Origin of the sequence: Kribbella sindirgiensis (assembly GCF_004331435.1) — a bacterium.
In the GTDB taxonomy this organism is placed as follows: domain Bacteria; phylum Actinomycetota; class Actinomycetes; order Propionibacteriales; family Kribbellaceae; genus Kribbella; species Kribbella sindirgiensis.
Genome location: NZ_SJKA01000018.1, coordinates 68232 through 91944, shown reverse-complemented (window position 1 = coordinate 91944; position 23713 = coordinate 68232). Strand labels below are relative to the sequence as shown.

The 23713-nt window shown below is 68.1% G+C and carries 23 protein-coding genes; 13 read left to right on the top strand and 10 right to left on the bottom strand.

Annotated elements, in window-relative coordinates; all coding sequences use genetic code 11:
* Nucleotides 1-17 precede the first annotated feature (17 nt).
* On the top strand, nt 18-305 hold the full coding sequence (locus E0H50_RS35020) for a hypothetical protein (RefSeq protein ID WP_131295301.1): 288 nt from the start codon (nt 18-20) through the stop codon (nt 303-305).
* Nucleotides 214-777, top strand: a complete 564-nt coding sequence (locus E0H50_RS35015) for a GNAT family N-acetyltransferase (RefSeq protein WP_272948544.1) — start codon at nt 214-216, stop codon at nt 775-777. Before E0H50_RS35020 ends, E0H50_RS35015 begins: the two co-directional genes overlap by 92 nt.
* Here E0H50_RS35015 and E0H50_RS35010 read toward each other — a convergent pair.
* Nucleotides 774-1118 carry a YciI family protein gene (locus tag E0H50_RS35010; protein ID WP_131295299.1) on the bottom strand — a complete coding sequence of 115 codons (345 nt, stop codon included), beginning with the start codon at nt 1116-1118 and terminating at the stop codon, nt 774-776. The two genes, E0H50_RS35015 and E0H50_RS35010, sit on opposite strands and share 4 nt — an antisense overlap.
* Nucleotides 1115-2062 (bottom strand): aldo/keto reductase, encoded by a 948-nt coding sequence (locus E0H50_RS35005; protein ID WP_131295298.1) that lies wholly within the window; start codon nt 2060-2062, stop codon nt 1115-1117. Before E0H50_RS35005 ends, E0H50_RS35010 begins: the two co-directional genes overlap by 4 nt.
* Nucleotides 2063-2249: 187 nt before the next feature.
* Here E0H50_RS35005 and E0H50_RS35000 point away from each other — a divergent pair, with 187 nt between their 5' ends.
* The gene (locus E0H50_RS35000; RefSeq protein WP_131295297.1) at nt 2250-2819 is read left to right on the top strand and encodes a TIGR03086 family metal-binding protein; all 570 of its coding nucleotides are present in this window, start codon (nt 2250-2252) and stop codon (nt 2817-2819) included.
* A gap of 7 nt (nt 2820-2826) precedes the next feature.
* Here the strand turns inward: E0H50_RS35000 and E0H50_RS34995 are convergent, their stop codons facing one another.
* The 6 genes from E0H50_RS34995 to E0H50_RS34970 all read right to left on the bottom strand — a co-directional run bounded on the left by E0H50_RS34995 (nt 2827) and on the right by E0H50_RS34970 (nt 9295).
* Nucleotides 2827-3978 carry a hypothetical protein gene (locus E0H50_RS34995; RefSeq protein WP_131295349.1) on the bottom strand — a complete coding sequence of 384 codons (1152 nt, stop codon included), beginning with the start codon at nt 3976-3978 and terminating at the stop codon, nt 2827-2829.
* Nucleotides 3962-5014: a glycosyltransferase family 2 protein gene (locus tag E0H50_RS34990; protein ID WP_131295296.1), complete on the bottom strand. Its 1053-nt coding sequence runs from the start codon at nt 5012-5014 to the stop codon at nt 3962-3964. Before E0H50_RS34990 ends, E0H50_RS34995 begins: the two co-directional genes overlap by 17 nt.
* A gap of 100 nt (nt 5015-5114) precedes the next feature.
* Complete coding sequence (locus E0H50_RS34985) at nt 5115-5663, bottom strand: GrpB family protein (RefSeq protein ID WP_131295295.1); 549 nt, start codon at nt 5661-5663, stop codon at nt 5115-5117.
* Nucleotides 5664-5778: 115 nt separating this feature from the next.
* Nucleotides 5779-5982 (bottom strand): hypothetical protein, encoded by a 204-nt coding sequence (locus E0H50_RS34980; protein WP_131295294.1) that lies wholly within the window; start codon nt 5980-5982, stop codon nt 5779-5781.
* The gene (locus E0H50_RS34975) at nt 5979-6635 is read right to left on the bottom strand and encodes a hypothetical protein (RefSeq protein WP_131295293.1); all 657 of its coding nucleotides are present in this window, start codon (nt 6633-6635) and stop codon (nt 5979-5981) included. The genes E0H50_RS34980 and E0H50_RS34975 overlap by 4 nt, the downstream gene beginning before the upstream one ends.
* A 74-nt stretch (nt 6636-6709) precedes the next feature.
* On the bottom strand, nt 6710-9295 hold the full coding sequence (locus tag E0H50_RS34970) for a winged helix-turn-helix domain-containing protein (RefSeq protein ID WP_131295292.1): 2586 nt from the start codon (nt 9293-9295) through the stop codon (nt 6710-6712).
* 102 nt (nt 9296-9397) lie between these two features.
* Here E0H50_RS34970 and E0H50_RS34965 point away from each other — a divergent pair, with 102 nt between their 5' ends.
* The 3 genes from E0H50_RS34965 to E0H50_RS34955 are packed head-to-tail and all read left to right on the top strand — an operon-like array spanning nt 9398 to nt 13735.
* Complete coding sequence (locus E0H50_RS34965) at nt 9398-12280, top strand: S8 family serine peptidase (RefSeq protein WP_131295291.1); 2883 nt, start codon at nt 9398-9400, stop codon at nt 12278-12280.
* 40 nt (nt 12281-12320) lie between these two features.
* A complete protein-coding gene (locus tag E0H50_RS34960; protein ID WP_131295290.1) occupies nt 12321-12878 on the top strand; it encodes a TetR/AcrR family transcriptional regulator in 558 nt (185 codons plus the stop codon).
* On the top strand, nt 12875-13735 hold the full coding sequence (locus tag E0H50_RS34955) for an LLM class F420-dependent oxidoreductase (RefSeq protein WP_131295289.1): 861 nt from the start codon (nt 12875-12877) through the stop codon (nt 13733-13735). The genes E0H50_RS34960 and E0H50_RS34955 overlap by 4 nt, the downstream gene beginning before the upstream one ends.
* Here the strand turns inward: E0H50_RS34955 and E0H50_RS34950 are convergent.
* Nucleotides 13715-14392, bottom strand: a complete 678-nt coding sequence (locus E0H50_RS34950; protein WP_165547406.1) for a winged helix-turn-helix transcriptional regulator — start codon at nt 14390-14392, stop codon at nt 13715-13717. The two genes, E0H50_RS34955 and E0H50_RS34950, sit on opposite strands and share 21 nt — an antisense overlap.
* Before the next feature lie 111 nt (nt 14393-14503).
* Between E0H50_RS34950 and E0H50_RS34945 the strand changes: the two genes are divergently transcribed.
* Entirely contained in the window at nt 14504-14944 is a 441-nt protein-coding gene (locus E0H50_RS34945) for a cupin domain-containing protein (protein ID WP_131295287.1), read from the top strand.
* A 66-nt stretch (nt 14945-15010) separates the two neighbouring features.
* Nucleotides 15011-15862, top strand: coding sequence for a hypothetical protein (locus E0H50_RS34940; RefSeq protein WP_131295286.1), 852 nt, complete (start codon nt 15011-15013; stop codon nt 15860-15862).
* Nucleotides 15863-16012: 150 nt separating this feature from the next.
* Here E0H50_RS34940 and E0H50_RS34935 read toward each other — a convergent pair whose 3' ends face one another.
* Complete coding sequence (locus E0H50_RS34935) at nt 16013-17035, bottom strand: LacI family DNA-binding transcriptional regulator (RefSeq protein ID WP_131295285.1); 1023 nt, start codon at nt 17033-17035, stop codon at nt 16013-16015.
* A 138-nt stretch (nt 17036-17173) separates the two neighbouring features.
* Between E0H50_RS34935 and E0H50_RS34930 the strand changes: the two genes are divergently transcribed.
* Genes E0H50_RS34930 through E0H50_RS34910 form a run of 5 tightly spaced genes read left to right on the top strand, consistent with a single transcriptional unit; the run spans nt 17174 to nt 23712 of the window.
* Nucleotides 17174-18475, top strand: a complete 1302-nt coding sequence (locus tag E0H50_RS34930) for an extracellular solute-binding protein (protein ID WP_165547405.1) — start codon at nt 17174-17176, stop codon at nt 18473-18475.
* A 5-nt stretch (nt 18476-18480) separates the two neighbouring features.
* A complete protein-coding gene (locus E0H50_RS34925; RefSeq protein ID WP_238151575.1) occupies nt 18481-19413 on the top strand; it encodes a carbohydrate ABC transporter permease in 933 nt (310 codons plus the stop codon).
* On the top strand, nt 19410-20225 hold the full coding sequence (locus tag E0H50_RS34920) for a carbohydrate ABC transporter permease (protein WP_131295283.1): 816 nt from the start codon (nt 19410-19412) through the stop codon (nt 20223-20225). Before E0H50_RS34925 ends, E0H50_RS34920 begins: the two co-directional genes overlap by 4 nt.
* Complete coding sequence (locus tag E0H50_RS34915) at nt 20222-21685, top strand: alpha-amylase family protein (protein ID WP_131295282.1); 1464 nt, start codon at nt 20222-20224, stop codon at nt 21683-21685. Before E0H50_RS34920 ends, E0H50_RS34915 begins: the two co-directional genes overlap by 4 nt.
* Nucleotides 21682-23712 carry an alpha-amylase family protein gene (locus E0H50_RS34910; protein ID WP_238151572.1) on the top strand — a complete coding sequence of 677 codons (2031 nt, stop codon included), beginning with the start codon at nt 21682-21684 and terminating at the stop codon, nt 23710-23712. The genes E0H50_RS34915 and E0H50_RS34910 overlap by 4 nt, the downstream gene beginning before the upstream one ends.
* The last annotated feature ends 1 nt before the right edge of the window (nt 23713 follow it).

The following is a 23713-nucleotide window of genomic DNA, read 5'->3' as shown; positions in this document are numbered from 1 at the left end:
CTGAGAGGTACGTCGAGATGTCGACCGTCGAACTGACCCGATTCCGTGTGCTGCCGTCGCTGACCGAGGAACTGCTCGCGGCGCGCGCGGACATGCTGAAGGACTTCGAAGCGGACCGCGCCGGCTTCCTTGGTGCGCGGCTGGTGCAGCTCCCGGACAACGAGTGGCTGGACATCGTCGACTGGGCGACCCCCGCGGATTTCGCCGCTTCGCGTGAGAAGGGCGGCAACCTGCCCGGGATCGCGCGGTTCTTCGCGGCGATCGACTCGCTCGTCGTCGCCGAGGAAGGCGTCAGCGCGGCGTAATTCGCCTGACAGCCGTCGGTTGCGGTGCGACGGTGGCGGCATGGAGATCAGCGAGATCCGGCCGGACGAGTACGACCGGGCCGCCGAGTTGTGGGAGGCGTCGGTCCGGGCAACGCATACGTTCGTCACCGAGGCGGATCTCGACGTGTTCCGGCCGTTGGTCCGGGCGGCGTTCCCGGAGATCGCGCAGCTGGCCGGGCTACGCGGTGACGACGGGCTGCTGATCGGGTTCATCGGGGTGGCGGACGGGAACGTCGAGATGCTGTTCCTCGATCCGGCGTACCGCGGGCGCGGCGGCGGAACCCTATTGCTGCAGCACGCGTTCACGCACTTCGCCGCCACGTCGGTCGACGTCAACGAGCAGAACCCGGCCGCGGTCGGCTTCTACGAGCACCACGGGTTCCGCTTCGTGTCCCGCAGTACACACGACACCACCGGCAAGCCGTACCCGATCCTGCACCTCAAGCTCTAACCGGCGACCTCCAGGATATCGATCTCGGTGTACGGGTCGGCCTCGGCGAAGCGGAGGGCCCACTGGACGGCTTCCTCCTTGGTGTCGACGCGGATGATCGAGACGCCCGCGACGAGTTCCTTCGTCTCCGCGAACGGCCCGTCGATCACGCGCGGCTGGCCCGGCACGGGGAACGTCACCCGGGCGCCGCGAGAGCTCGGCATCAGGCCTTCGCCGAGCACCAGCACCCCGGCCTGACGCATCTCCTCGAGGACGGCGTCCGCCCGCTCCAGGATCTCCGGGTCCGGCGCGTTCCCGGCCTCCAGGCTGTCATTGGTCTTGTGCAGCAGCATGTACCTCATAGCGCTGACCTTAATGCGGTCCAGAACGCTTCCGGCACCTCATATTCGTGCCACGCCGCCACCTCGGCGATCTCCCGCGGGCTCCGCGCTCCCACGACCACGGCCGGTACGGCGGGATGCGTCAACGGGAACTGCACCGCGGCAGCCAGCAGAGGTACGTCGTACGCGTGGCAGACCTCCCGCAGTACGTCGATGCGTCGCAGCACGTTCTGCGGCACCCGCTCGTACCCGTGGGGTGCCCCGTCCGCGGTGTCAGCGAGCACCCCGCCGTGGAACACGCCGGCGGCGAGCACTGCCACCCCGAGCTTCTCGCACAACGGCAACAGCTCGTCGGCCCCGGACTGATCCAGCAGGTTGTAGCGCCCCGCCAGCAAGATCACGTCCACGCCGGTGGTTTCTCGAAGGAAGCGGGCGGCGACGTCGGCGTGGTTGACGCCGAGGGAGATGGCCCGGATCGTGCCGCGGCCGCGCAGGTCGACGAGGGCACGGAACGCCTCGGTCGACGCTTTCGTGAAGTCGAGTTCGGGGTCGTGGATGTGCAGGACGTCGACCCGGTCGATCCCCATCCGCTCCAGGCTCGCCTCGAACGAGCGGATCGTCGCGTCGTACGAATAGTCCAGCCGCGGCCCCATCCCGGCCGGTGGATCCGCCCAGATCGGCTGCACATCCGGCCCGCCCGGCTCGATCAGCCGGCCCACCTTCGTACACAGCACGAACTCGTCCCGCGGCCGCCCCCGCAACGCCAGCCCGGCCCGCTGCTCCGACAACCCGTACCCGTACACCGGAGCCGTGTCGAACAACCGCACGCCCAACTCCCAGGCCCGATCGATCGTCGCCACCGCCTGCCGCTCCGGCACCGCCGCGAACATCCCGCCGAGCGAGGCGAGCCCCAACCCCAGCTCACTGACCCGCAACCCCGTCCGCCCCAGCTCGACCGTCCGCATGCCCCCAGACGCTAGAGGGCCGCACCGACATCCGATGGTCGGCAGCTCGACAGGAGGTGTCCGTCTGCGTGCCCGACGTCCAAGCGTGGAGAGCCGAAGCCGATCCCCGTAGTGGATCTATACGTACTGTCGAGCTGCCGAGGGTGAGGGCTTCCCTCGGCGGGCGCGGGCACGGCACCATGCGGGGATGGGCGAGATCGCGGAGCGGTACCGGCGGCGTGCCGAGGCGTTCGAGCAGAAGGTCGCGGCGGTGCGTTCCGATCAGTGGGAGAACCAGTCACCGTGCGCGAAATGGACCGCGCGGGACGTGGTCGAGCACGTGGTCACGATGCATGCGGTGATGCTCACGCCGGTCGCACGCAAACTGGAGCCGGCGGACGACCCGCTGACGGCGTTCCAGGAGGCACGGGCCGCGATCGAGGACGTACTCGACGACCCGGTGGCCGCGCTGACCGAGACCGACACCCCGTCCGGGCGGCTGACGACCGAGCAGCACATCGACCAGGTGGTGTCCGACGACCTCGTGCTGCACGGCTGGGACCTGGCCCGCGCCACCGATCAGGACGAGACGATGGACCCGGCCGACGTCCAGCGGCTGTGGGCGGCGGCGGTCGCGATCCCGCCGGAGCTGATGACCAAGTACCGGACACCCGGCGCGTTCGGCGAGGGCATCGAGGTGTACGGCGCCGAAGTACCGGTCGAGCCGGAAGCGCCGCTCCAGGACCGCCTACTCGGCCTCCTCGGCCGCGAGCCCTGAACCAGCTTCAGCCGGCAATAAGACGCGAGACGTCGCTCGGGGCGTAGTAGCTGCTCGGGTCGTCGCAGAGCGGCGCCTGGATCAGCTGCCCCGGATCCTGCATGAGAAGCGCATGCCCCTCGGCGATCGCCGGGTCCAGGTACTCGTGGCCCGGGAGGTCCGCAACCGCCGTACGGCAGCCGAGGGCCATGCCTTCGAACAGCGCAGTGGTCGAGACTCCGACCTGGTACGTCGCAGTCGCCAGCAGATCGAGCGTGCTGCCGCCGGTGGACAGCTGTACGCCGGGCGGAATCGGGTAGGGGTGCTCACTCGGGTGCAGGCGATAGAGGACCTCCAACTCCGGGTACTCCTTGGCGACCGCGTCCGCGACCTCCACCAGTTCGGTGCCGACCGTGCCCTGTGACAGGAAGACCACCCGCCGCGGGTCCTTGGGCCCGGGCGGCGGCAGGAACGGCGCACCCATCACCTCGGTCCGCATCCCGGCAGGCAGGTCGGCGACATCGGTCCAGTACGACCCGAAGCACCACAGCTCGTCCGGCTGATCCGCGACAACCGGCCGGCCCGGGTAGCTGTACCCGAGGTGGAACGGGCTGATCGCACCATGCTGCAGTTCGACGACGCGGATCCCGAGATCGCGGGCGGCGCCCACGATGTGCTGGTGGAAGTACGCGACCACCAGATAGACCGTCGTGATCCGGTGCTTCTTGAGGAGAGCGCGGTACAGGGCCCGGAGCCGTAGATGCTTCGGGACCTCACGGGCCAGCAGCGCGCCGATCGGGACCTGGACACCGGTGAGTTTCTCCAGCGCGGCCGCGATCCCGCGGTCGTCGGCGGTCCGGGGATGGATCGCGCCGGCGGCCGACGTGAAGAAGTCCAGGTTCTTGCTGCCCGGGAGCGGGGTGCCGTTGATCCCGGAGTCCAGGATCAGGGCGCGGTCGCCGAGCGCCGCGCGGAGCTCGTCGGTGTAGATCTCGACACCGTTCGGTTTCCGCGGATGCGGTACGACGAGGGCGTCGTACCGGCCGGGGAACGGGGTGCGCGTGACGATCCCGGCCACGTGTCTCCCGACCAGGGCGGCCTTGTCGTACCGCGTACGGCGTACCGGATGCGGCGCGCCGTGGATCCCGGTGCGGCGGGTCAGCTCATGGAAGACGCGCATCCGGATGATCGGCCAGGGGTGCGCTCCCCGGATCTGCCACCCGAGCAGCTCCAGGTCCCGTTCCACCGTCCAGATCGCCCGGCACAGCTCCGCCACCGTCGGCCGAACCGTGCCGTTCCCGGTACTCGTCATGGTTGATCCCTACTATCCCAGCGAGACTGCCGACGCCCGAGAAGAACCGGCGGACTGCCTTCAGCAGGTGCGTCTTCCGGCCGAGCAGCAGCCCGGCGAGGGCGAACCCGATCGCCGAGATCACCCGGGCCGAAGCATAGGCCAGGACCAGGACGTAGCTGATCACGCCCGGGCGGATCAGCAGGCGGCTGATCGTGTCGCCGCTGCCCGAACGGAACGCCCGCCGTACCAGCCAGCGTAGCGTCGTGCGGCCGACCGGGACCTCCTCCGCGATCACCGCCTCCTCGCACCAGACGATGCGGAACCCGGCGCGGTGCACGCGGAGGAAGAAGTGCAGGTCGCTGGAGCCGGTGTACCGGAACGCGGGGTGGAATCCCGGTGTGACCGCGTGGTAGACGCGGCGGCTGACCAGCGTGTTGTTCGTGTACGCCTTCCGGAGCTCCTCGCCGGTGGTGTGCCGGCCGGTGGAGTCGTGGACGTCGCTGTAGGCGTTCCACGGCGGCGCGCCGGGCGGGAGATTGCCCTTCACCGGGCCCGTCACGACGTCGGCGCCGGTGGATTCCCACGCCTCGAGCAGCGTCGCCAGCCAGCCCGGCGGGGCGACCTCGTCGTCGTCGACGAAGATCAGCGCGTCGTCGTTCCAGCACAGCTCGACGGAACGCTCCCGCGCGAACGGGATCCCCGGCTCCGCTTCCACGACCGACGCGATCGGGTACGGCGTACCGTCCCCGAACTCCTCCAGCACCCGCGCGGCCGACCCTTCCGCGTCGTTGTCCACCACGACGATCCGGATCGCGTACTCCCCGCCCGAAGGGAGCTCCTGAGCCTGCAAACTGGTCAACAACCCCCGCAACAGAGCAGGTCGCCTGAAGGTAATCACCGCGATGGCGACACTCGTGCTCATGGCGCCCGAGACTATCGGTCCCACCCAACAACCGCCCATCCACCGCGTGTGAGATGACGCGCCACCCTCCAAAGGGCACCGCTCCGCGGCAGCAACTGCGTCAGGCGTCGGAGGGGCCTGGTTCCCAGGCGGTTGGCTGGGACCAGGTGTCGGCTCGGCGGATGGTCTGCCAGAACCAGGGGAGTTTGGCTTCGGTGTAGGCGGCGCCGTCGTGGGGGTGTTGGGCGGCGAGCTGGCGTTTGAGGTGCTCGTACGGTGCGAGTTCGGCGGGGTGCGCGCGCAGGTAGTCGCGGAGGAGGAGCGGGAACTGCTGGGAGAAACTGCCGAGCTTCCGGACGTGGATGTGGGTGCGGGGGTCGCCGGGGCGTTCGCGGAAGTAGCGTTTGGTGCGTTCGGGATTGTCGGCGCGGTAGACGTACCCGAGCCCCTCCAGCGGGACGCGGAACGGGTCGACCGGATCCAGCGCGGCGACGGAGATCTGGATGTCGACGACGGGCTTGGCAGCGAGTCCGGGTACGGCGGTGGAGCCGATGTGATCGATCCGGAGCGCGACACTCCCGAGCGCCGCGCGTAGACGGCCGCCGAGCTCGGCGAAGCGGTCGGCCCACGTGGCGTCGTACGCCTCGATCCGGATCACGCGCCGACTCATGGCGCCCGAGACTATCGGTCACGGGCCCGTCTGAGGTCCGGGAACAACCGCCGGCGACTGGGAACAGGCAATTGCGTGTCACCGCACTCCGTGGGGTGTTCCCAGTTCGGTCAGCTCAGGGGTTGGTGGGGGTGATGGAGATGAGGGGGAGGCCGAGGTCGCGGATTCGGGCGAGAAGGCCGTGGAGTGCGGACTGGTCGGCGATCGGGCCGCGGAGTGTGGTGGTGTCGTCGGGTTCGGGGATGAGCGTGAAGCCGGCGAACCAGCCGGACCAGCTCGGGTCGAGTCGACCGGCGACCCGGACCTCGTAGACGGTCAACTTCCGACCGCGACCGGCTGCCGCACCGACGTCGTCGTGCGCCAGAGTGAGTAGCCGAGGGCGATCATCGCGATGCCGTTCGGGTAGGCCAGCAGGCGGTACAGCGAATCCGGCGCCACGGCCAGCGCTGCCGAGACGAGACCGCCGACGGCCAGCAGGACCGTCGCCCAGCGAGCCAGCACCCGGGCGCGGAAGAGCGCGATTCCGAGCAGCAGGCCACCGGCCAGGTAAGCGAATCCCTGCACCTTGAGGATCGTCCCGAGCGTCCCGATGTCGCCGGTCGGATGGCCGCCGGTCGCGGCTTCGACCACGTCTCGCACGTACCCGGGGCTCGTGTCCGCGATCGACGGCAGGACGTACCCCGAGACATACGTCGTGCCGATGATCAACAGGTAGCCGAACGCGAGTACGACGTACCCGATGAGGCCGACGACGCCGTTGCGACGGATCTGGCTCAGGTACAGGCCGGTGATCCCGACCAGGGCGAGCGCCGCCATCAGCAGCTTCAGCGTGTTCCGTACGGCGAGCTCGGTCGTGCGGATCGAGTCGACGTCAACGTGCGGGTGCCCGATCTGTACGCCGATGAAGATCGCTCCGGCAGCGACGGCGGCGGCGCCGGCGGCTCGGGTCAGTGTGGTTGCGGTGACAGTCATTCCCAGCTCCCTCGTTCGTGGTACTCGGAACGTAGGCCGCGAGGTGGGGAGAACGCGTCACCACATGTGGTGACTCAGAGCAGGCCGCGTTCGCGGGCGCGACGTACGGCGCCGGAGCGGTTGGTGGCACCGAGCTTGGCGAAGATGCGTTTGGTGTGCGTGCGCAGGGTGTTCAACGAGACGTAGAGCCGGCGTGCGATCTCCGGGCCGGTGAGCTCGGTGTCGAGGAGCCGCAGTACCTCGAGTTCCCGCTCGGTCAGCGGGTCCGGCAACGCGGTCGGTGCCTTCAGCAGCCGGCGTACGAGGGGTTCGTCGGGGGCCGCGTCCTGCAGCAGGGCGAGCATCGGAGCGCCTTCGTCCAGAAACAATCGCACGTACCGGTCAGGCTCCGGTGCTGCGGCGAGCGCCTGACGCAGGGCGGCGAGCGCATCGGACCGTTCGCCGCGCTGGTGAAGCGCAAGCGCTCGCAGTACGTCGATCTCCAGCCGGCTGCCCGCCCGTCGTGAGGCGTCCCCGCGCAGCCGATCCAGGAGCCCGAGTACGTCGTCACCTCGGTGAATCAGCAGCCGCGCGAGGGTGAGCTGCTCGTACTCGTGCAAGTACGACACCGTGTCCGAGATCCCAGTGGCCCACGCTCCGGCCGCGACGAGGTCCCCGGCCGCGAGGTAGACCCGCGCCCGCAGCGCCGCGATCGGCTTCAGCTCCGGATACGACCCGCGCCGGTACAGGTCCTCCGCGCCGTCGAGCAGCGCGAGAGCAGCAGCGCAGTCGCCGCGCGCGACCTGTACCTGTGCCATCGCGACGTGCCGGCGGTGCCGGTTCTCGGTGATCGAACCGTGCTCGGCGAGGATCCGTGAGGTCTCCAGATGTGCTTCCGCGCCGGCGAGGTCGTTCAGCTCCCGGTCCAGCTCGGCCAAGCCGACGTGCAGGTCCGCCGTGACCCGCGGATACGGCTCGCCGTTGCGGGTTGCAGCCGCGAGCGCCTGCTCAAACGTTTTCCTCGCCTGCGACGGCCGTCCCGCCGCCATCCACAGATCGCCCATCACCACCGTGCTGTCGTGCACATCGGTCAGGTTGCCTGCCGCCCGCAGACTCCGAACCGCCGTCGCGAACGTCGTCAACGCCTCCTCGACGTCGCCCGCCGCCCACGTGGCCAGCGCGACGAACCCACCCGCGGCGCCCCGGATGAAATGATCGTCGGCCCCGGCCAGTTCCAGTGCCCGCTCGGCGCACCGAACCGTGGCGGCGACCTCACCACGCGCCTGGGCCAGCGCCGCCCGATAGACCAGGACCAAGGCCGGCGCGGTGCGCAGATCCTCCGTGTCCGCCCACGCCCCGTCCACAGCCGGACCGGCCGTCAACGCGGCCTCGGCGTCATCGAGCCAGCGCGCCATGTGGTCCAGTTCGCCGGCCATCATCGACGACCACGCCCTCGCGATGCAGAGCACCGGACGCCGCCGTGCGACAGACTCCGGCAGCGACCGGATCCAGCTCAGCAGCAACGAGTCCTGCCGCGTACGCCGTACCTCCGGCAACGCCTCCTCGATCAAGAACGCGGCCCGTTCCTGATCGCCTGCCGCCAGCGCATGCCGTACGGCGTCTGGAGCCATCCGCTCCGCGGCATACCACTCGCCGGCCGCTCGATGCAGCGCCGGCAGCTCCTCCGGCCGCTCGGCGAGCAGACGAGCACGCAGTACGTCGCGGAACAGGTGGTGGTACCGGTACCAGGTCCGGTCGGCGTCCAGCGCGACCAGGAACACGTTTCCCCGATCCAGCTCGTCAAGGATCCGGGCGCTGTCCGCCGTACCGCTGACCGCGTCGCACAGCGGCCCGGTCAACCGCTCGAGAACCGCCGTACGCAGCAGGAAATCCCGGATTTCCGGGCGTTGCCGCGCCAGCACCTCGGCCGCCAGATAGTCGATGACGAACCGATGGCTGCCGGTGAACGCCTGGAGGAACCCGGAAATATCGGAAACTCCGCGCAACGACAGCGCCGCCAGCTGGAGTCCCGCGACCCAGCCCTCGGTCCGCCCTTCCAGCGCCCGTACGTCGTTTTCCGTGAGCCGCAGCCCCATGACGTCGTTGAGAAACGCACCCGCCTCCGCACCGGCGAACCGCAGGTCGTCGACGCGGATCTCCGTCAACTGCCCGCGACCCCGCAGCCGAGCCAGCGGAAACGGCGGATCCGCCCGCGTCGCCACCACCAGATGCAGCTGATCCGGCAAATGATCGAGCAGAAACGCCACCGCCTCGTGGACGTCCAGTGCTTCGATCACGTGGTAGTCGTCGAGCACGAGCACCGACTGCAGGTCCGCCTGAGCGGCGTAGTCGTTGACCAGCGCAGTCAGCGCGGCCGTCGTCGGTACGTCGGCCGCGGGCGGCGCCACCCGGATACCGGGCAGGGCCGCCCAGAGGTGCGCCAGGAACCGGGGAAGCGCGTTGTCGCCGTCGTCGAGCGACAGCCAGCCCACCCGCTCGTGGCCGGCCGCCCACTCGGCGACGAGCGTCGTCTTGCCGAAACCGGCCGGTGCGGAGACCAGCGCGAGCCGATGACCGGGCTCCAGAGTGCTGTCCAGCCGCGCCGTCAGCCGTGGTCGCCCCACCAGCCCCGACCGTCGAGCCGGGGGGAACAACTTCGTGGCGAGCACCGTGGTCGGCACCCTCCGGATCATAGATCGCGGGAAGCTGTAACGCCGAGGGTCGCTCCAACGATTTAAGGCGAGGACCGAAAGTGGTCGGTTCACTCAACTTGGGGGTCCCCGTTGTCCCGTCCCACCCAACTGCTGCGCCTGGCCGTGCCCGCGGCCCTCGTCGCAGCCGGCCTGGTCGCCCTCTCCGGATCGTCCGGCACCGCCGCGATCTCCGCCGGGCCGAACGTCCTGCACGCGAAGTTCCGCCCCGGCACCGCCGACGGCCCCGCGTACGACGCCAAGTCCGTGATCGTGAAGTTCAAGCCGAAGGCAACCACCTCGGCCCGGAAGGCCGCGCTGGCGAAGGCCAAGGGCACGCCTGACGTGTCCGTCACCTCCGACGTGGTCACGGTGACCGGTGACACCTCGGCGCCCGAGCTGCTGAAGAAGGTCAAGGCCGACCCGTCGGTCGAGCTCGCCTCGCTGAACTACATCCGGAAGAAGTCCGCGACCCCGAACGACTGGCTGTACACGAACTACCAGAAGTACCTTTCGACCGTCCGCGTCAACACCGCCTGGGACCTCTCGAAGACCGCCGGAGCGCAGACGATCGGCGTCCTCGACACCGGTGTCGACGCCGGCCACCCGGACCTGGCCGGTCACCTGCTACCGGGCTACAACACGTTCAACACGGCCCTGCCCCCGAATGACGGCGACGGTCACGGTACGGCGGTGACCGGCATCATCGCCGCTGGTACCAGCAACGGGATCGGCGTCGCCGGTGTCGCCTGGAACGCGAAGGTCCGCCCGGTCAAGGTGCTCGACGACGGCGGCTCCGGCGACGACTCGAACCTGATCAACGGCATCAACTGGGCGGTCAAGAACGGCGTCCGGGTGATCAACATGTCGCTCGGCGGCGAGGGCGACAACCCCGTCCTGCACCAGGCGATCCAGAACGCGGTCAACGCCGGCGTCGTCCTGGTCGCCGCGGCCGGCAACACCGGCGGCGACTCGTCGAACCACTTCCCGGGTGCCTACCCGGAGGTCCTCTCGGTCGGTGCCACGACCCCGGCCGGCGTACTGACCAGCTTCAGCAGCTACGGCGCTGCGGTCGACATCGCCGCGCCCGGCTACGACATCACCAGCACCGCGCCCCGCGCGCAGACCCCGGCCGGCTACGAGCCGTACTGGCTCGGCCTCGCCGGTACGTCGTTCTCGTCCCCGATCGTCGCCGGTGTCGCCGCCCTGGTCCGCAACAAGTGGCCGTCGTACACCCCCGCTCAGGTGATGGCGCGCCTGAAGGCAACCGCCCGCGACGCAGGCCCGCGCGGCAACGACCCGTACTACGGCGCCGGCATCCTGGACGCCTATCAGGCCCTCGGCGGCCGGTGGACCACGGACTTCGCCCAGGGTGTCGCGGACACCAACGACCAGCCGTCCCGCGCGGGTGAGCTGATCGCCGGCGTCGCGGTCTCCTCGACGATCAGCGTCGAAGGCGACGTCGACTGGTACAAGCTGCCGACCGACTACGCGCACCAGGTCCGGATCGACGTCAGCGGCCCGATGTTCGACTCGGGCGCCTTCGCGCAGAACTTCGGCCCGGTCGTGTCGGCGTACGACGAGAACCTCAAGCCGCTCGCCTTCGTGCAGAACCCGGAGCCTCCGACCGACAGCGACGGGTACGAGATCCCGCAGCCGCTGACCGCATCGACGTACGTCACCGTCCCGGCCGGACCCATGTACGTCGCCGTCCGGAACGCCAACGGGTCGCGGGACAGCCGCGCGTACTCGCTGAAGATCACCAACGCGGACGGCACTGTCGGCACCGCGCAGCCCGACCCGTACCCCGTCCTGGACGCGCTGCCCGGGAACCTGTCCTCCGGCGTGTCGATCCTGGCCAAGCCCACGGTCACCTTCCCGCGGAACGTCGACGAGAACAGCGTCACCAACGGCGGCGTGAAACTGCTCAACGGCAAGACCGGTGCGGTGATTCCGGCGACCGTCACCTACGACCACGACATCCGCAAGGCGGAGATCACGCCGACGTCCCCGTTGGCCGAGGCAACGCCGTTCCGGATCGTCGTCGACGGTGTCGTCTCGCTCGATCCCACGGTGCCGATGGTGCCGTTCAGCTCGGTGTTCAGTACGGAGGATCGCGCCCCGGGTCCGGTGCAGCTCGTCGGGACCGGCGCCTACCTGGCCGCCAACCTGACGTGGACGATCCCGCCGACCACGGATCTCGACCAGGTGATCATCCGTCGCAACGTCGGGAGCAAGGCGCCGACGCCGACGACCGGGACGCTCGTGTACGCGGGCACCGGGGACTGGGTGAAGAACACCGGGCTCGCGCAAGGTACGACGTACACGTACGCCGCCTGGATCAAGGACCGTGCCGGCCACTACAGCGCCCAGCCCGCGGTGAAGCAGTTGCTCGGGATGAAGTCGGGGATCGCGGTGACGTCGACGCTGATCAACTACGGCGGGGCGATCACGATCAAGGGCAGCACGCTGCGGATCGACAACGTGGCGTACGCCGGCTTGCCGGTGAACGTCTACGTACGGCCGAAGAACTCGTCCAAGTTCGCCTTGCTGGCGGCGCTCAAGACGTCGTCGACGGGCACGCTGTCGCTGACGCACAAGCCACTCGTGTCGTCGGTCTACATGCTGACGTTCCCCGGTAACGCGCTCCTGATGGGCACGCGCACCGTCGACGTCACCGTCCAGGTCAAGCCGACGATCTCGGCCACGCTGTCCCCGGCCTCCATCCGCCTCGGCGCCACCACCGCCTTCAGCGGGTACGTCGCCCCGGCACACGCCGGCCAACTGGTCTACCTGCAGCAGTACGGCAGCAAGGTCTGGAAGTCGATCGCCTCGGTGAAACTCAGCACCTCGGGCAAGTACGCCTTCGGCATCAAGCCCGCCCTCCGCGGCCAGATCGCCTACCGCGTCTACTTCCCCGGCGACGCCGACCACGCCCCGGCGTACACGGTCAACAAGATCGTCACCGTCAGCTGATGGGACCTGCCCCACTGTACCTTTGAGTACAGTGGGGCAGGTGGAGACGGTTGAGCGGTTGATTCGTAGTACGCAGGAGTTGTTGTGGGAGCGGGGGTATGTGGGGACCTCGCCCAAGGCGATTCAGCGGGCTGCGGAGGCCGGGCAGGGGAGTATGTATCACCACTTCGCCGGGAAGGCGGAGCTGGCCAAGGCGGCGATCGAGCGGTCGGGGGCCGAGCTGCGGGCGGCCGCCGACGTGCAGCTGGCCGGTGCGGGTACGGCGGCCGAGCGGATCAGCGGGTATCTCGGGCGGGAACGGGACGTGCTGCGCGGATGCCAGGTCGGGCGGCTGGCGGCGGATCCGGACGTGGTTGCGGATCCGGAACTGCGGGCACCGGTCGCGGAGACGTTCGAGTGGTTGCGGACGCGACTGGCCGAGGTGGTTGCTGAGGGCAAGCGTACGGGCGAGTTCCCGGACTCGCTGGACCCGGAGCGGACCGCCGCGACGATCGCCGCCGTACTGCAGGGTGGGTACGTGCTCGCCCGGGCGGCCGGATCGACCGAACCGTTCGAGCTGGCCGTCCAGGGACTCGTCGACCTGTTGGGAGCGAAATGAAGATCGGTGCGGTGTTTCCGCAGCTCGAGATCGGCGCGGACCCGAAGGCCGTACGCGACTGGGCGACGACCGTGGAGGACGCCGGGTACAGCCACGTGCTCGCGTACGACCATGTGCTCGGCGCCGATCCGGCGAACCGTCCGGGATGGACCGGATACACCGACAAGTCCTTGTTCCACGAGGTTTTCGTGCTGTTCGGGTACCTGGCGGCGATCACGACGAGGCTCGAGCTCGTCACCGGCGTACTCGTCCTGCCACAGCGCCAGACCGCGCTGGTCGCGAAACAGGCGGCCGAGGTCGACGTACTGAGCGGCGGCCGCCTCCGCCTCGGCGTCGGCATCGGCTGGAACCAGGTCGAGTACCAGGCGCTCGGCGTACCGTTCAGGCAGCGTGGGGCGCTGCTGGAGGAACAGGTCGACGTACTGCGCAGGCTCTGGGCGGATCCGGTGATCTCGTTCGACGGCAAGTACCACGAGATCGAGGAGGCCGGGCTGAATCCGCTGCCCGGGCGCGAGATCCCGATCTGGTTCGGCGGCAGCGCGGACGCCGTACTGCGTCGCACCGGGCGGATCGGCGACGGCTGGATGCCGCAGTCCCCGCCGGACGAGAAGGCGCGCGATCAGCTGGCGATGATCCGTGAAGCGGCGGAGGCGGCCGGGCGCGACCCGCAGTCGATCGGTATCGAAGCGCGGCTGACGCTCGGCGCCGTACCCGAACAGGACTGGCGCGCCTTCGCCGACGGCTGGCGCGACCTCGGCGCGACCCACCTCGGCGTCAACACCATGAAGATGGGCCTGTCCCGCCCGGAGGAGCACGCCCAGGTCCTCCGCGACGTACTACCGCGCCTGCGCAACTGACGGCACGTACGCCGCGAACGGGCTGCTGCGGAACCATCCCGGGAAGTCCTTGCACAGCCGCGGCGGACCGATCAGCTCGACGCGTCCGGTCCGGATCGCCTGCGGATACGGCAACTGTTCGAGGTGCAGGTCGACGAGCGTCCTCGCGTCGGTCCGGCAGACCAGGTCCTCGGCGTACCCGCTGGATCTGCTGCACAGCTCAGGTTGCGGCCGGCGAAGCAACAACCAGTACTGCTCCGCGGGACGATCACGCAGCTCGAACCTGACCACGGTCGTACCGTCCGGGATCTTGTCCAGGTCCACCAGCTTCATCGTTGCCCAGAGCACGTACGCCGGCTCCAGGTGCCCCGGCTCGATCTCCAGCCAGCGCGCGCCCCACTGCCCCATGACATCCAGCACGGGCCGCAGCGCCTGCCCCATCTCGGTCAGCCCGTACGTGACGGACCGGCCGTCGACGGTACGACGCAGTACGCCGTGGCGCTCGAGGACGTCGAGCCGCTGGGCGAGCAGCGCCGTGGAGATACCGGGCGCTCCTTGACGGATCTCGTTGAACGTCCGGCACCCGTTCAACAGGTTCCGCACGATGATCGGCGTCCAGCGTTCCGCCAGGAGTTCGGAGCTCCTGGCGATCGGACAGAACTGGCCGTACCCGCGCACACCTTCAGAGTCGTCCTGCCCCGGCCGGAAGGCACCTTCAGATTTTGATGTTGCCCTGTACCTGCGGCCGGACGACTGTGGAAGTACATCCAGGCGAAGGCGGTGGGGACGATGACAGGGCACGCACATGTGGTGACATCGGGCGAGGGGCGGACCGTCGACCTCGGAGTGGCGCGGATGCGGGTGCTCGCCGACGACGCCGTCACCGGCGCGTTCTCGCTGACCGAGTTCGCGGGTGAGGCCGGCGGGCCGTGGACGGTGCCGCACCTGCACCACGGGTTCGAGGAGTCGTTCTTCGTACTGGACGGCGAGTTCACGTTCACCGTCGGCGGTGAGCCGATCGCGGCCGCGGCCGGCACGTACGTCCTGGTCCCGAAGGACACCGCGCACACCATCACGGCCGGGCCTGGCGGCGGCCGGTTCCTGACGCTGATGGTGCCCGGCGGCCTGGAGAAGATGTTCGTCGAACTCGGCGAACTGCCGGCCAACGCGATCACCGACCCGGTGGCCCGCAAGGAGGTCTCGTCCCGCTACGACTCCATACCGGTCTGAAGGTATCTCCCGAGGGCTCCCGATCCTCCGAACAGGTAAGGGGAGACTCGTCGGGAGGAAACACTCATGGACTCCGAGGACTTCGAGAAGCGGACGTACAACTACCTACGGCTGGCGATGATCGCAGCCCTGATCCTGCTCGGGGTGGCGGTGCTGCGCGAGCACGGCAAGGCGCCGTCGGGCTGCTGGCAGGGATCGATCAGTGCGTACTACTACACGCCGGTACACGCGGTGTTCATCGGCTGCCTGGTCACGGTGGGCGTGTGCATGATCGTCCTGAAAGGCAAGACGACTTTCAAGGACGTGCTGCTGAACATCGGTGGTCTGCTCGCCCCGGTCGTCGCCTTCGTGCCGACGCCGAACGCGGGCAGCTGCTGGTCCGAAGAGGTCATCTCGCGGCAGGCGGCAGCGGACATCGGGAACAACATGTTCGCGTACTTCGTGGTCGGCGGCCTGGCCCTGCTGGCCTCGCTCGTCATCGGGCTGACTTCGAAGAAGAAGGCGAAGTGGACCTGGAAGCAGTACCTGGGACTGGTGGTTTCGGTGGCCCTCTGGCTGGCGGGGATCATCTGGTTCGCCGCTTCGCGGGAGACCTTCGACCGCAGGGCGCACTACCTGGCAGCTGCTCTCCTGTTCGTGGTCATGATCGTCATCGTCTCCCTGAGCACGATGGGGCAGCGTCACCTGCCTGCGCGAGCGCCGGAGCGGAAGGTCTTCACAGGTGCCTACGGCGTGATCGCGGCTGCGATGTTCGTCTCCTTGGCGATCGGACTCATCGCCTGGGGCAAGGCGCTCCTCGCGGTCGAGACCGCTTTGCTCGCGCTGTTCCTGCTGTACTGGATCCTTCGGACCGTTGAACAGTGGCGCGCGGGCCACGAAACCACCGCGGAGACGCCGGCGGAACTCACCAAGCTATGAACGAGGCCCGCAGGGGCGCGACACAGGTTATTGCGTGTCTCCAGTCACCAGATCCTGTCCGCGGCCACCAGTTCGGCGCGCCGCACCAGGGGCCAGACGGTTTCCCGACGGAAGGGCGGTGTCCGGGTGGTCTGCTGGTCGCGACTCGGGTCAATCCTTTGCCGCACTGAGCGGACGGTTCGCGGTGGAGCCGCGGATGGCGAGGGGACAGGGGAGGGTGACGATCTGGGTGGGGCGGTCGGGGTCGGCGATGCGGTCGCGGAGGAGGTCGATGCCGGTTTCGACGATGGCGTGGACGGGTTGTTCGACCGAGGTGAGGTCGAAGGATTCCCAGGCGGCCATGTCGGTGTTGTCGAAGCCGATCACCCAGACGTCGTCGGGGACGTGGGCGCCGATCGCGCGGGCGCCGTCGAGGATGCCGAAGGCGAGCAGGTCGGTGATCGTGTAGATCGCGGTCGGCGGCTTCTTGCGGGACAGTAGTTTCTCGGCGGCGGCGTGGCCGTCGGCGTGCGGGACCCCGACCGTGATCACGTTGCTGGGCTTCAGCTTCACGCCGGCGTCGGCCAGCGCGGCGCGGAACCCGGCGTCGCGGTCGCGTGAGGTGTTCCCGGTCGCCCGGAGCGTCACCAGCCCGATGTCGGTGTGGCCGGCGTCGACGAGGTACCGGCCGGCGTCGTACGCGCCCTGCCAGTTGTCGCCGACGACCTGGTCGCAGTCGAGCCCGTCGATCCCGCGGTGCAGCAGCACGGTCGGCGTCCCGGACGCGAGCGCCATCGTGTGCAGTTTCGAGTCGTACGTCGCCGACGTCAGCACGAACCCGTCGACGAGTCGCTGCTGGAGGACCGCGGCGACCGTTTCCTCGGGATCGTGCTCGATGTTCCACAGGATCATGTGCAGGCCCATCGAGCTCAGCACCCGGCCGATCTCGTCGAGCAGCTCGGCATGGAACGGGCTGGTCACCCGGGTCATGAACACGCCGATGGTGTCGGTCCGGCCGGTCTTCATCGCCCGGGCGAGGGCGTTCGGCGTGTAGTTCGCGTCCTTCAGCACCTGCAGGACCCGGGCTCGGGTCTCCGGGTTGACCTTCGGGTTGTTGGTCAGCACCCGCGACACGGTCGCCTGCGACACCCCGGCCAGACGCGCCAGGTCGCGACTCGTCGGTGGTCGTGTCATCGTCCGCCTCCCCTCGTGATCCCCGAACCCTACTGAAGAGTGTGCGCACCAGGCGTTGACCACGCCAAGAGACGTGTGTATACGTATTCAGTATCTGGAAGTGTATACGTATTCATCCCTCGCGGATGGGAGATTCCGGTGCAGACCAACCTCTCCAACCTGAACCGCCGCAGGTTTCTCGCCGGTCTGACGGGACTGACGGCCGCCGGCCTGCTGGCCGGCTGCGGTGGCAACGGCAACGCAAGCAGCGGCGGCAAGAAGGGCCTGACCTTCCTCAACTGGGAACAGGTCAAGGGCAACCCGCTGGAGCAGGCGATCCAGGCGTTCGAGAAGGACTCGGGAACGCAGGTCACCATCCAGCCCGCGGTCACCCAGGAGTACGACACCAAGATGCGCACCCTGATCGCCGGCGGCAGCCCGCCGGACGTGATGCGGATCAACGACGACTTCGTCCGCGGCTTCTCCCAGCAGGGGGCGCTGCTCGACCTGAAGCCCTACATCGAGAAGGACAAGCTCGACACGTCGCAGTACGCCAAGGAGACGTTCGAGTTCCCCCTGCAGCCGGACGGTTCGCACACCGCGTGGGTGCTCGGGTACCAGCCGCGGCTGATCTTCTACAACGCCGATCTGTTCAAGCAGGCCGGCGTACCGCTGCCGCCGACGACCTGGTCGTCGCAGGGCTGGACCTGGTCGGACTTCGAGGCGGCTGCGAAGAAGCTCACCGACCCGGCGAAGAAGCAGTACGGCGCTCTCGTGTACCTGGACACCGGCTACGAGCAGACGTTCACCGTCAACCACGGCAGCGAGACTGGCATCTTCTCCAAGGACGGCACACAGTTCACGCTGCCCGGGTCGAAGGAGGTCGAGGCGCTGCAGTGGGCGACCGACCTGACCTGCAAGGACAAGGTGCAGCCGCCGTGGTCGATGCTGCAGCAGGACAATGTGCAGAACCAAATGTTCGCTCAGGGAAAGATCGCGATGATGTTCGCGACCTTCGGCACGGTCCCGTACCTGCGGTCCGCGGTCAAGGATTTCACCTGGGACGTCGCCCCGCCGCCTGGTGACGTGGAGCAGAGGACCGAGTCGAGCGTGATCGTGTTCTGCGTCCCGAAGAAGGCGAAGAACCCGGACCAGGCCTGGGAGCTGCTCAAGTACCTCGCGAGTGAGGACGGCGGCAAGCTCCTGCTCCAGGGCGGCGCCTTCACGCCGATCAACCTGAAGGCCGCGGCCGAGCTGGCGCCGAACGGGAAGGCACCCGAGCACATCGGGCTGTTCGCCGAGGCGGCCAAGCATCTCACCGCGACCAACCAGACGAAGAACACGATCGGCGCCCGCGAGCTGTACCGGCCGGCGCTGGACACCGCCTACAACTGCGAGAAACCCGTCGGTGACGTGCTCCAAGGCGTCAAGTCCCAGGTGGAGAACGCGTTGAAGGGTTGATGTCGATGGCAACCATCACGATGGCGCGGGACCGCGGCGGCGTCCAGGTGGCCGACGTCCGGCGGGCGCGGCGCCGGCAGAACCTCACCGGCTGGCTGTTCATCAGCCCGATCGTGGTCGGCGTCGTGGCCTTCCAGTTCTTCCCGATCCTGGTCTCGATGGCCGCGTCGCTGACCGACTGGAACGGGATCGCGGCCCCGAAGTTCGTCGGGTTGCGGAACTTCACCGAAATGTTCGGCGACGATCCTCTGTTCCTGCAGACCTTCAAGAACACCGTCTACTTCACGCTGGCGAGCATTCCGTTGACGATCGGCATCGGGCTGGTACTGGCGTTGCTCTGCGCCCGCCCGATCCGGGGTGTCGCGTTCTTCCGGACGGCGTACTTCGCGCCGTACGTCACGAACGTGGTGGCGATCGGGTTCGTCTGGTTCTGGTTCTTCCAGCCGGACAACGGGGTGATCAACGGGCTGCTCGACCAGCTCGGGATCCACGGCCCGCAGTGGCTGTCGAGCTCGAGCTGGGCGATGCCGGCGGTGATCATGGTCAGCGTCTGGCAGGGCATCGGGTATCCGATGATCATCCTGCTCGCGGGGCTGCAGGGGCTGCCGGCCGAGTACTTCGAGTCCGCGCGGATCGACGGGGCGGGTGCGTGGCAGCGGCTGCGCTACATCACGCTGCCGTTGCTGACACCGCATTTCCTGTTCCTGCTGATCACGCAGTTCATCACGTCGTTCCAGGTGTTCGGCCTGATCTACGTGATGACCAAGGGCGGGCCGGGCCACGCCACCAGCGTCTACATCTTCAACATCTACCAGAACGCGTTCAGCTACGGGAAGGTCGGCTACGCCTCGGCGATGGCGTGGATCCTCTTCGCGGTGATCGCGGCCGTCACCTACCTGCAGTGGAAGCTGCAGAAGAGGTGGGTGTTCTACACATGAGACTCGTTTCCAAGACCTCGCAGTACGTCGTGATGTCCTTGTTCGCCATCGTTTTCCTGGCGCCGCTGGTGTGGATGATCAGTGCCTCGCTGCGGCCGGAGGCGAAGGTGCTGAGCGTGCCGCCGAAGTTCCTGCCGACGGACGCGCACTGGGACAACTACCGGCAGGTGTTCGAGCTGATCCCGGTGTTCCTCTGGAACAGCGTGAAACTCGCCGGGCTGAACGTGATCGGGATCCTGATCGTCGCGTCGATGGCCGGTTATGCCTTCGCGCGGCTGCGGTTCGCCGGCCGGGACGCCGCGTTCATGGTGCTGCTCGCCACCTCGATCATCCCGGGGATCGCGTACCTGATCCCGCAGTACATCGTTTTCCGGCAGATCGGCTGGGTGGACACGCAGTATCCGCTGTGGGTGCCGAAGGTGCTCACGCCGGTGTTCGCGACGTTCCTGATGCGGCAGTCGTTCCTGACCGTTCCGCAGGAACTCGAGGATGCCGGCAAGATCGACGGCGCGTCCACGTTCGGCATCTACTGGCGGATCATGCTGCCGCAGACCAAACCGGCGCTGGCCGCGATCGGGGTGTTCACGTTCCTGGAGTCGTGGAACGACCTGTTCGGCCCGCTGATCTACATCAATTCCGAGAACCTGCAGACGCTGCCGGTGGCGCTGGCCCAGTTCCAGGGCGAGTACTTCACCCAGATCAGTCTGCTGATGTGCGGGGCGACCGTCTCGGTGGTTCCCGTCATCGCCGTCTTCCTCTTTGCCCAGCGCTATTTCATCCAAGGCATCACGATGACAGGAATGAAGGGGTGAGCACCGTGCCGGACCGGCTCGTTGCCATGCAGATCGGAGCCATCTCGTTCGTCGACGAAGGTGTCGACCGGACGCTCGACATCCTGGCCGAACGCGGCGCGGTGAACGCGCTGTTCCTGGCCACGCCGACCTGGACCCGGGGAACCGGCGGGCGGCAGATCCCCGGGCACCCGCTCCCGGACCACGGGGTGGGCGAGTACGACCTCGGCTGGGTCGGGGGCAACTACGCGACCCCGCACCCGCAGTACTACGGAAATACCGTGCTCGGCGCGGTCGGAAAGGCGCCGGAAAATCCGGAATTCGACTTGCTCGGCGAGGTGCTCCCGAAGGCCCGCGAGCGCGGGATGAAGTCGTTCGCGTGGATGGAGGAGAGCGGCGGCGCGCGCGAGCTGCGGACCTACCCGAACTTCGCCAAGGTGCTCGAGGTCGACGCCTGGGGACGACCGGGGCGGCGGCCCTGCTTCAACAACCCGGACTACCGCAACTGGCACCTGGGGTTCGTCGAGGACTACCTGCAGAGCTACCAGCTCGACGGGCTGGCCTGGTGCTCGGAGCGACCCGGGCCACTGAACATGCTGATGCAGGGCACGGTCGATGTACCCGAGGTCGGGTGCTTCTGCCAGCACTGCCAGCGGATCGCTCGCGAGCGGGGCATCGACGTCGACCGCGCGCTGCGCGGGTACCGCGAGTTGGTCGACTGGAACCAGCGGGTGGGCGCCGGAGAGCGCCCGGTGGACGGCGCGTTCGTGGCGTTCTGGCGGATCCTGCTGAACTTCCCCGAGGTGCTGGCCTGGCAGACGTTGTGGACCGAGAGTCAGCGGCAGCTGTACCGCGACATCTACGGCGTGGCCAAGGCGATCGCACCCGAGGTGCAGGTGGGCTGGCATGTTTATCACAACATCTCGTTCAGCCCGTTCTACCGAGCGGACCAGGACTACACCGAGATGGCGAAGTTCTCGGACTTCGTCAAGGTCGTCATCTACAACAACTGTGCTGGACCGCGGTTCTTCACGTGGGTGAAGAGCATCTGCGGTGCCCTGTTCGCCGACGCGGAGCCGGAGGACGTCTACCCGCTGATGATGAAGCTTCTGCAGCTCGACGAAGGAGATTACGAGAAGCTGCCGCAGACCGGATTCACCGCGGACTACGTACGGCGGGAGACCGAGCGGGCCGTGGCGGGTGTCGGCGGGCAGAGCAAGATCTACCCGGGGATCGACATCGACATCCCGGTCGGGGTGGCGAAACAGCGCGGGCTGGAGGCGCCGCGGGACCTCGGCACCAAGATCAACTGGGACGACAACGAGGGCGAGCTGACCCGGTGCACCCGCGAGTCCGTGCGGGACGCGACGCTGGCCGCGTTCGAGGGCGGCGCGGAGGGCGTCGTACTGAGCCGGAAATACTCGGAAATGATGCTGGACAACCTTTCCGGCGCCGGCGACGCGGTCCGGAGCCTTCCGTGAAGCCCTGGTACCAGAGGACAGTGCGGTGGGCGCAGACCAACCTCACCGAGAAGGACCCGGCACGGTACGACGTCGAGTGGTGGCGGGAGCAGTGGCGGCGGACGCGCATCCAGGGCGTGATCGTCAACGCCGGCGGCATCGTCGCCTACTACCCCAGCAAGTTCGAGCTGCATCACCGGGCGGAGTACCTGGGGGATCGCGATCTGTACGGCGAGATCGTCGCGGCAGCGCGCTCCGAAGGGCTGACTGTGCTCGCCCGGATGGACTCCAACCGGGCCCACCAGCCTTTGTACGACGCGCACCCGGACTGGTTCGCGGTCGATGCCGACGGCAACGCCTATCGGGCCGGCCGCTTGTACGTCGCCTGCGTCACGGGCCCGTACTACCAGGAGTTCCTGACCGGGATCCTCGAGGAGATCATCGAGCGCAGCGCGCCGGACGGCGTGACCGACAACAGCTGGAGCGGTCTCGGACGCGACTCGATCTGCTACTGCACGAACTGCCGTGACAGCTTCGGCCAGGAGCTGCCGGCCGCCCCGGACTGGACGGATCCGGTGTACAGGCAATGGATCCGCTGGAGCTACGACCGGCGGCTCGCGGTCTGGGACCTGAACAACGAGGTGACCCGCCGCGCGGGCGGTCCGGACTGCCTGTGGATCGGGATGAACGGGGGCGAGGTCGTTGCGCAGAGCAAGAGATTGCGCGACGACGTCGAGATCTGCAAGCGGGCTTCGATCTTCCTGCTGGACTCGCAGTGGCGGCACGAGGATTCCGGGTTCCAGGCCAACGCCGACGCCGGAAAACGCCTGCACGGAATGCTCGGAACGGAAACACTGATTCCGGAAAGTACGGCGATGTACGACGCCGGGGTTCCGACCTTCCGGCTCGGGAGCAAACCCGAGCCGGAGGCGAGGATGTGGGCGATCGAGGGTTGGGCCGGCGGGATCCAGCCGTGGTGGCACCACATCGGCTCGGTCCACGACGACCGGCGGCAGTACGCGACGGCACAACCGCTCTTCGAGTGGCACGAACAGCACGAGGAGTTCCTGGTCGACCGGGAGCCGATCGCCACGGTCGGGCTGCTGTGGAGTCAGCGGAGCGTGGACTTCCACGGACAGGCCGATCCCGAAACGGTGAGCCAACTGCCTTACCGGGGCTGGGTGGATGCGCTTGTCAGGGCCCGCATCCCGTACCTGCCGACGACTGAGGTGGATGAGCGCTTCCAGATGCTTGTCGTGCCCAACGTCGGGGTGCTGACCGACGAGCAGATCGCGCAGCTGCAGGCGTACAGCGGTCGTCTTGTTGTTACTGGGGAATCGGGGCTCTACGACGAGTGGGGTGATCGCCGGGACGACTGGGTGCTGGGCGATCTGCTGGGCGTACGGCACACGGGGAAGCGCCTCGGTGACGGGACGGTGACGGACTGGGAGAACTACGACAGCCACAGCTACCTGCGGATCGAAGACCGATCGGTTTTCGACGGCGATACGGACGTGCTGCCGTTCGGCGGGCAGCTGGAGGTGGTCGAGTCCATCGAGTCCATGGCACGGAAAGCGTTGTCGTGGATTCCGCCGTTCCCGATCTACCCGCCGGAGAAATCGTGGATGGAGGAGCAGCGCACCGACGTGCCCGCACTGGTCCTCGGCGAACGGACGGCGTACCTCGCGGCTGATCTCGACCGGCTGTACGCGAAGTACCACCACCCGGACCACGGGCAGGTCCTGGCCAACCTCGTCCGTGACAACATCCCGCTCCAGGTTGACGGAGCCGGCGTGCTGGATTGCCAGCTGTACCGGCAGGGCGACCGGCACGTGCTGCACCTGGTCAACCTCGATCAAGGCGGCGCCTGGCGCGGTCGCCTGCAGGAGCTGACGCCCGCCGGTCCCTTCACGATCAAACTCAAAGCGAACGGATCACGGGCGCGGCTCCTTGTCTCGGGCAGTGAGGTGGACGTGCGGGAGCAGGACGGCTGGATTACGGTCGGGGTAGACCGGATCACCGATCACGAAGTCGTAGTACTTGATTAAG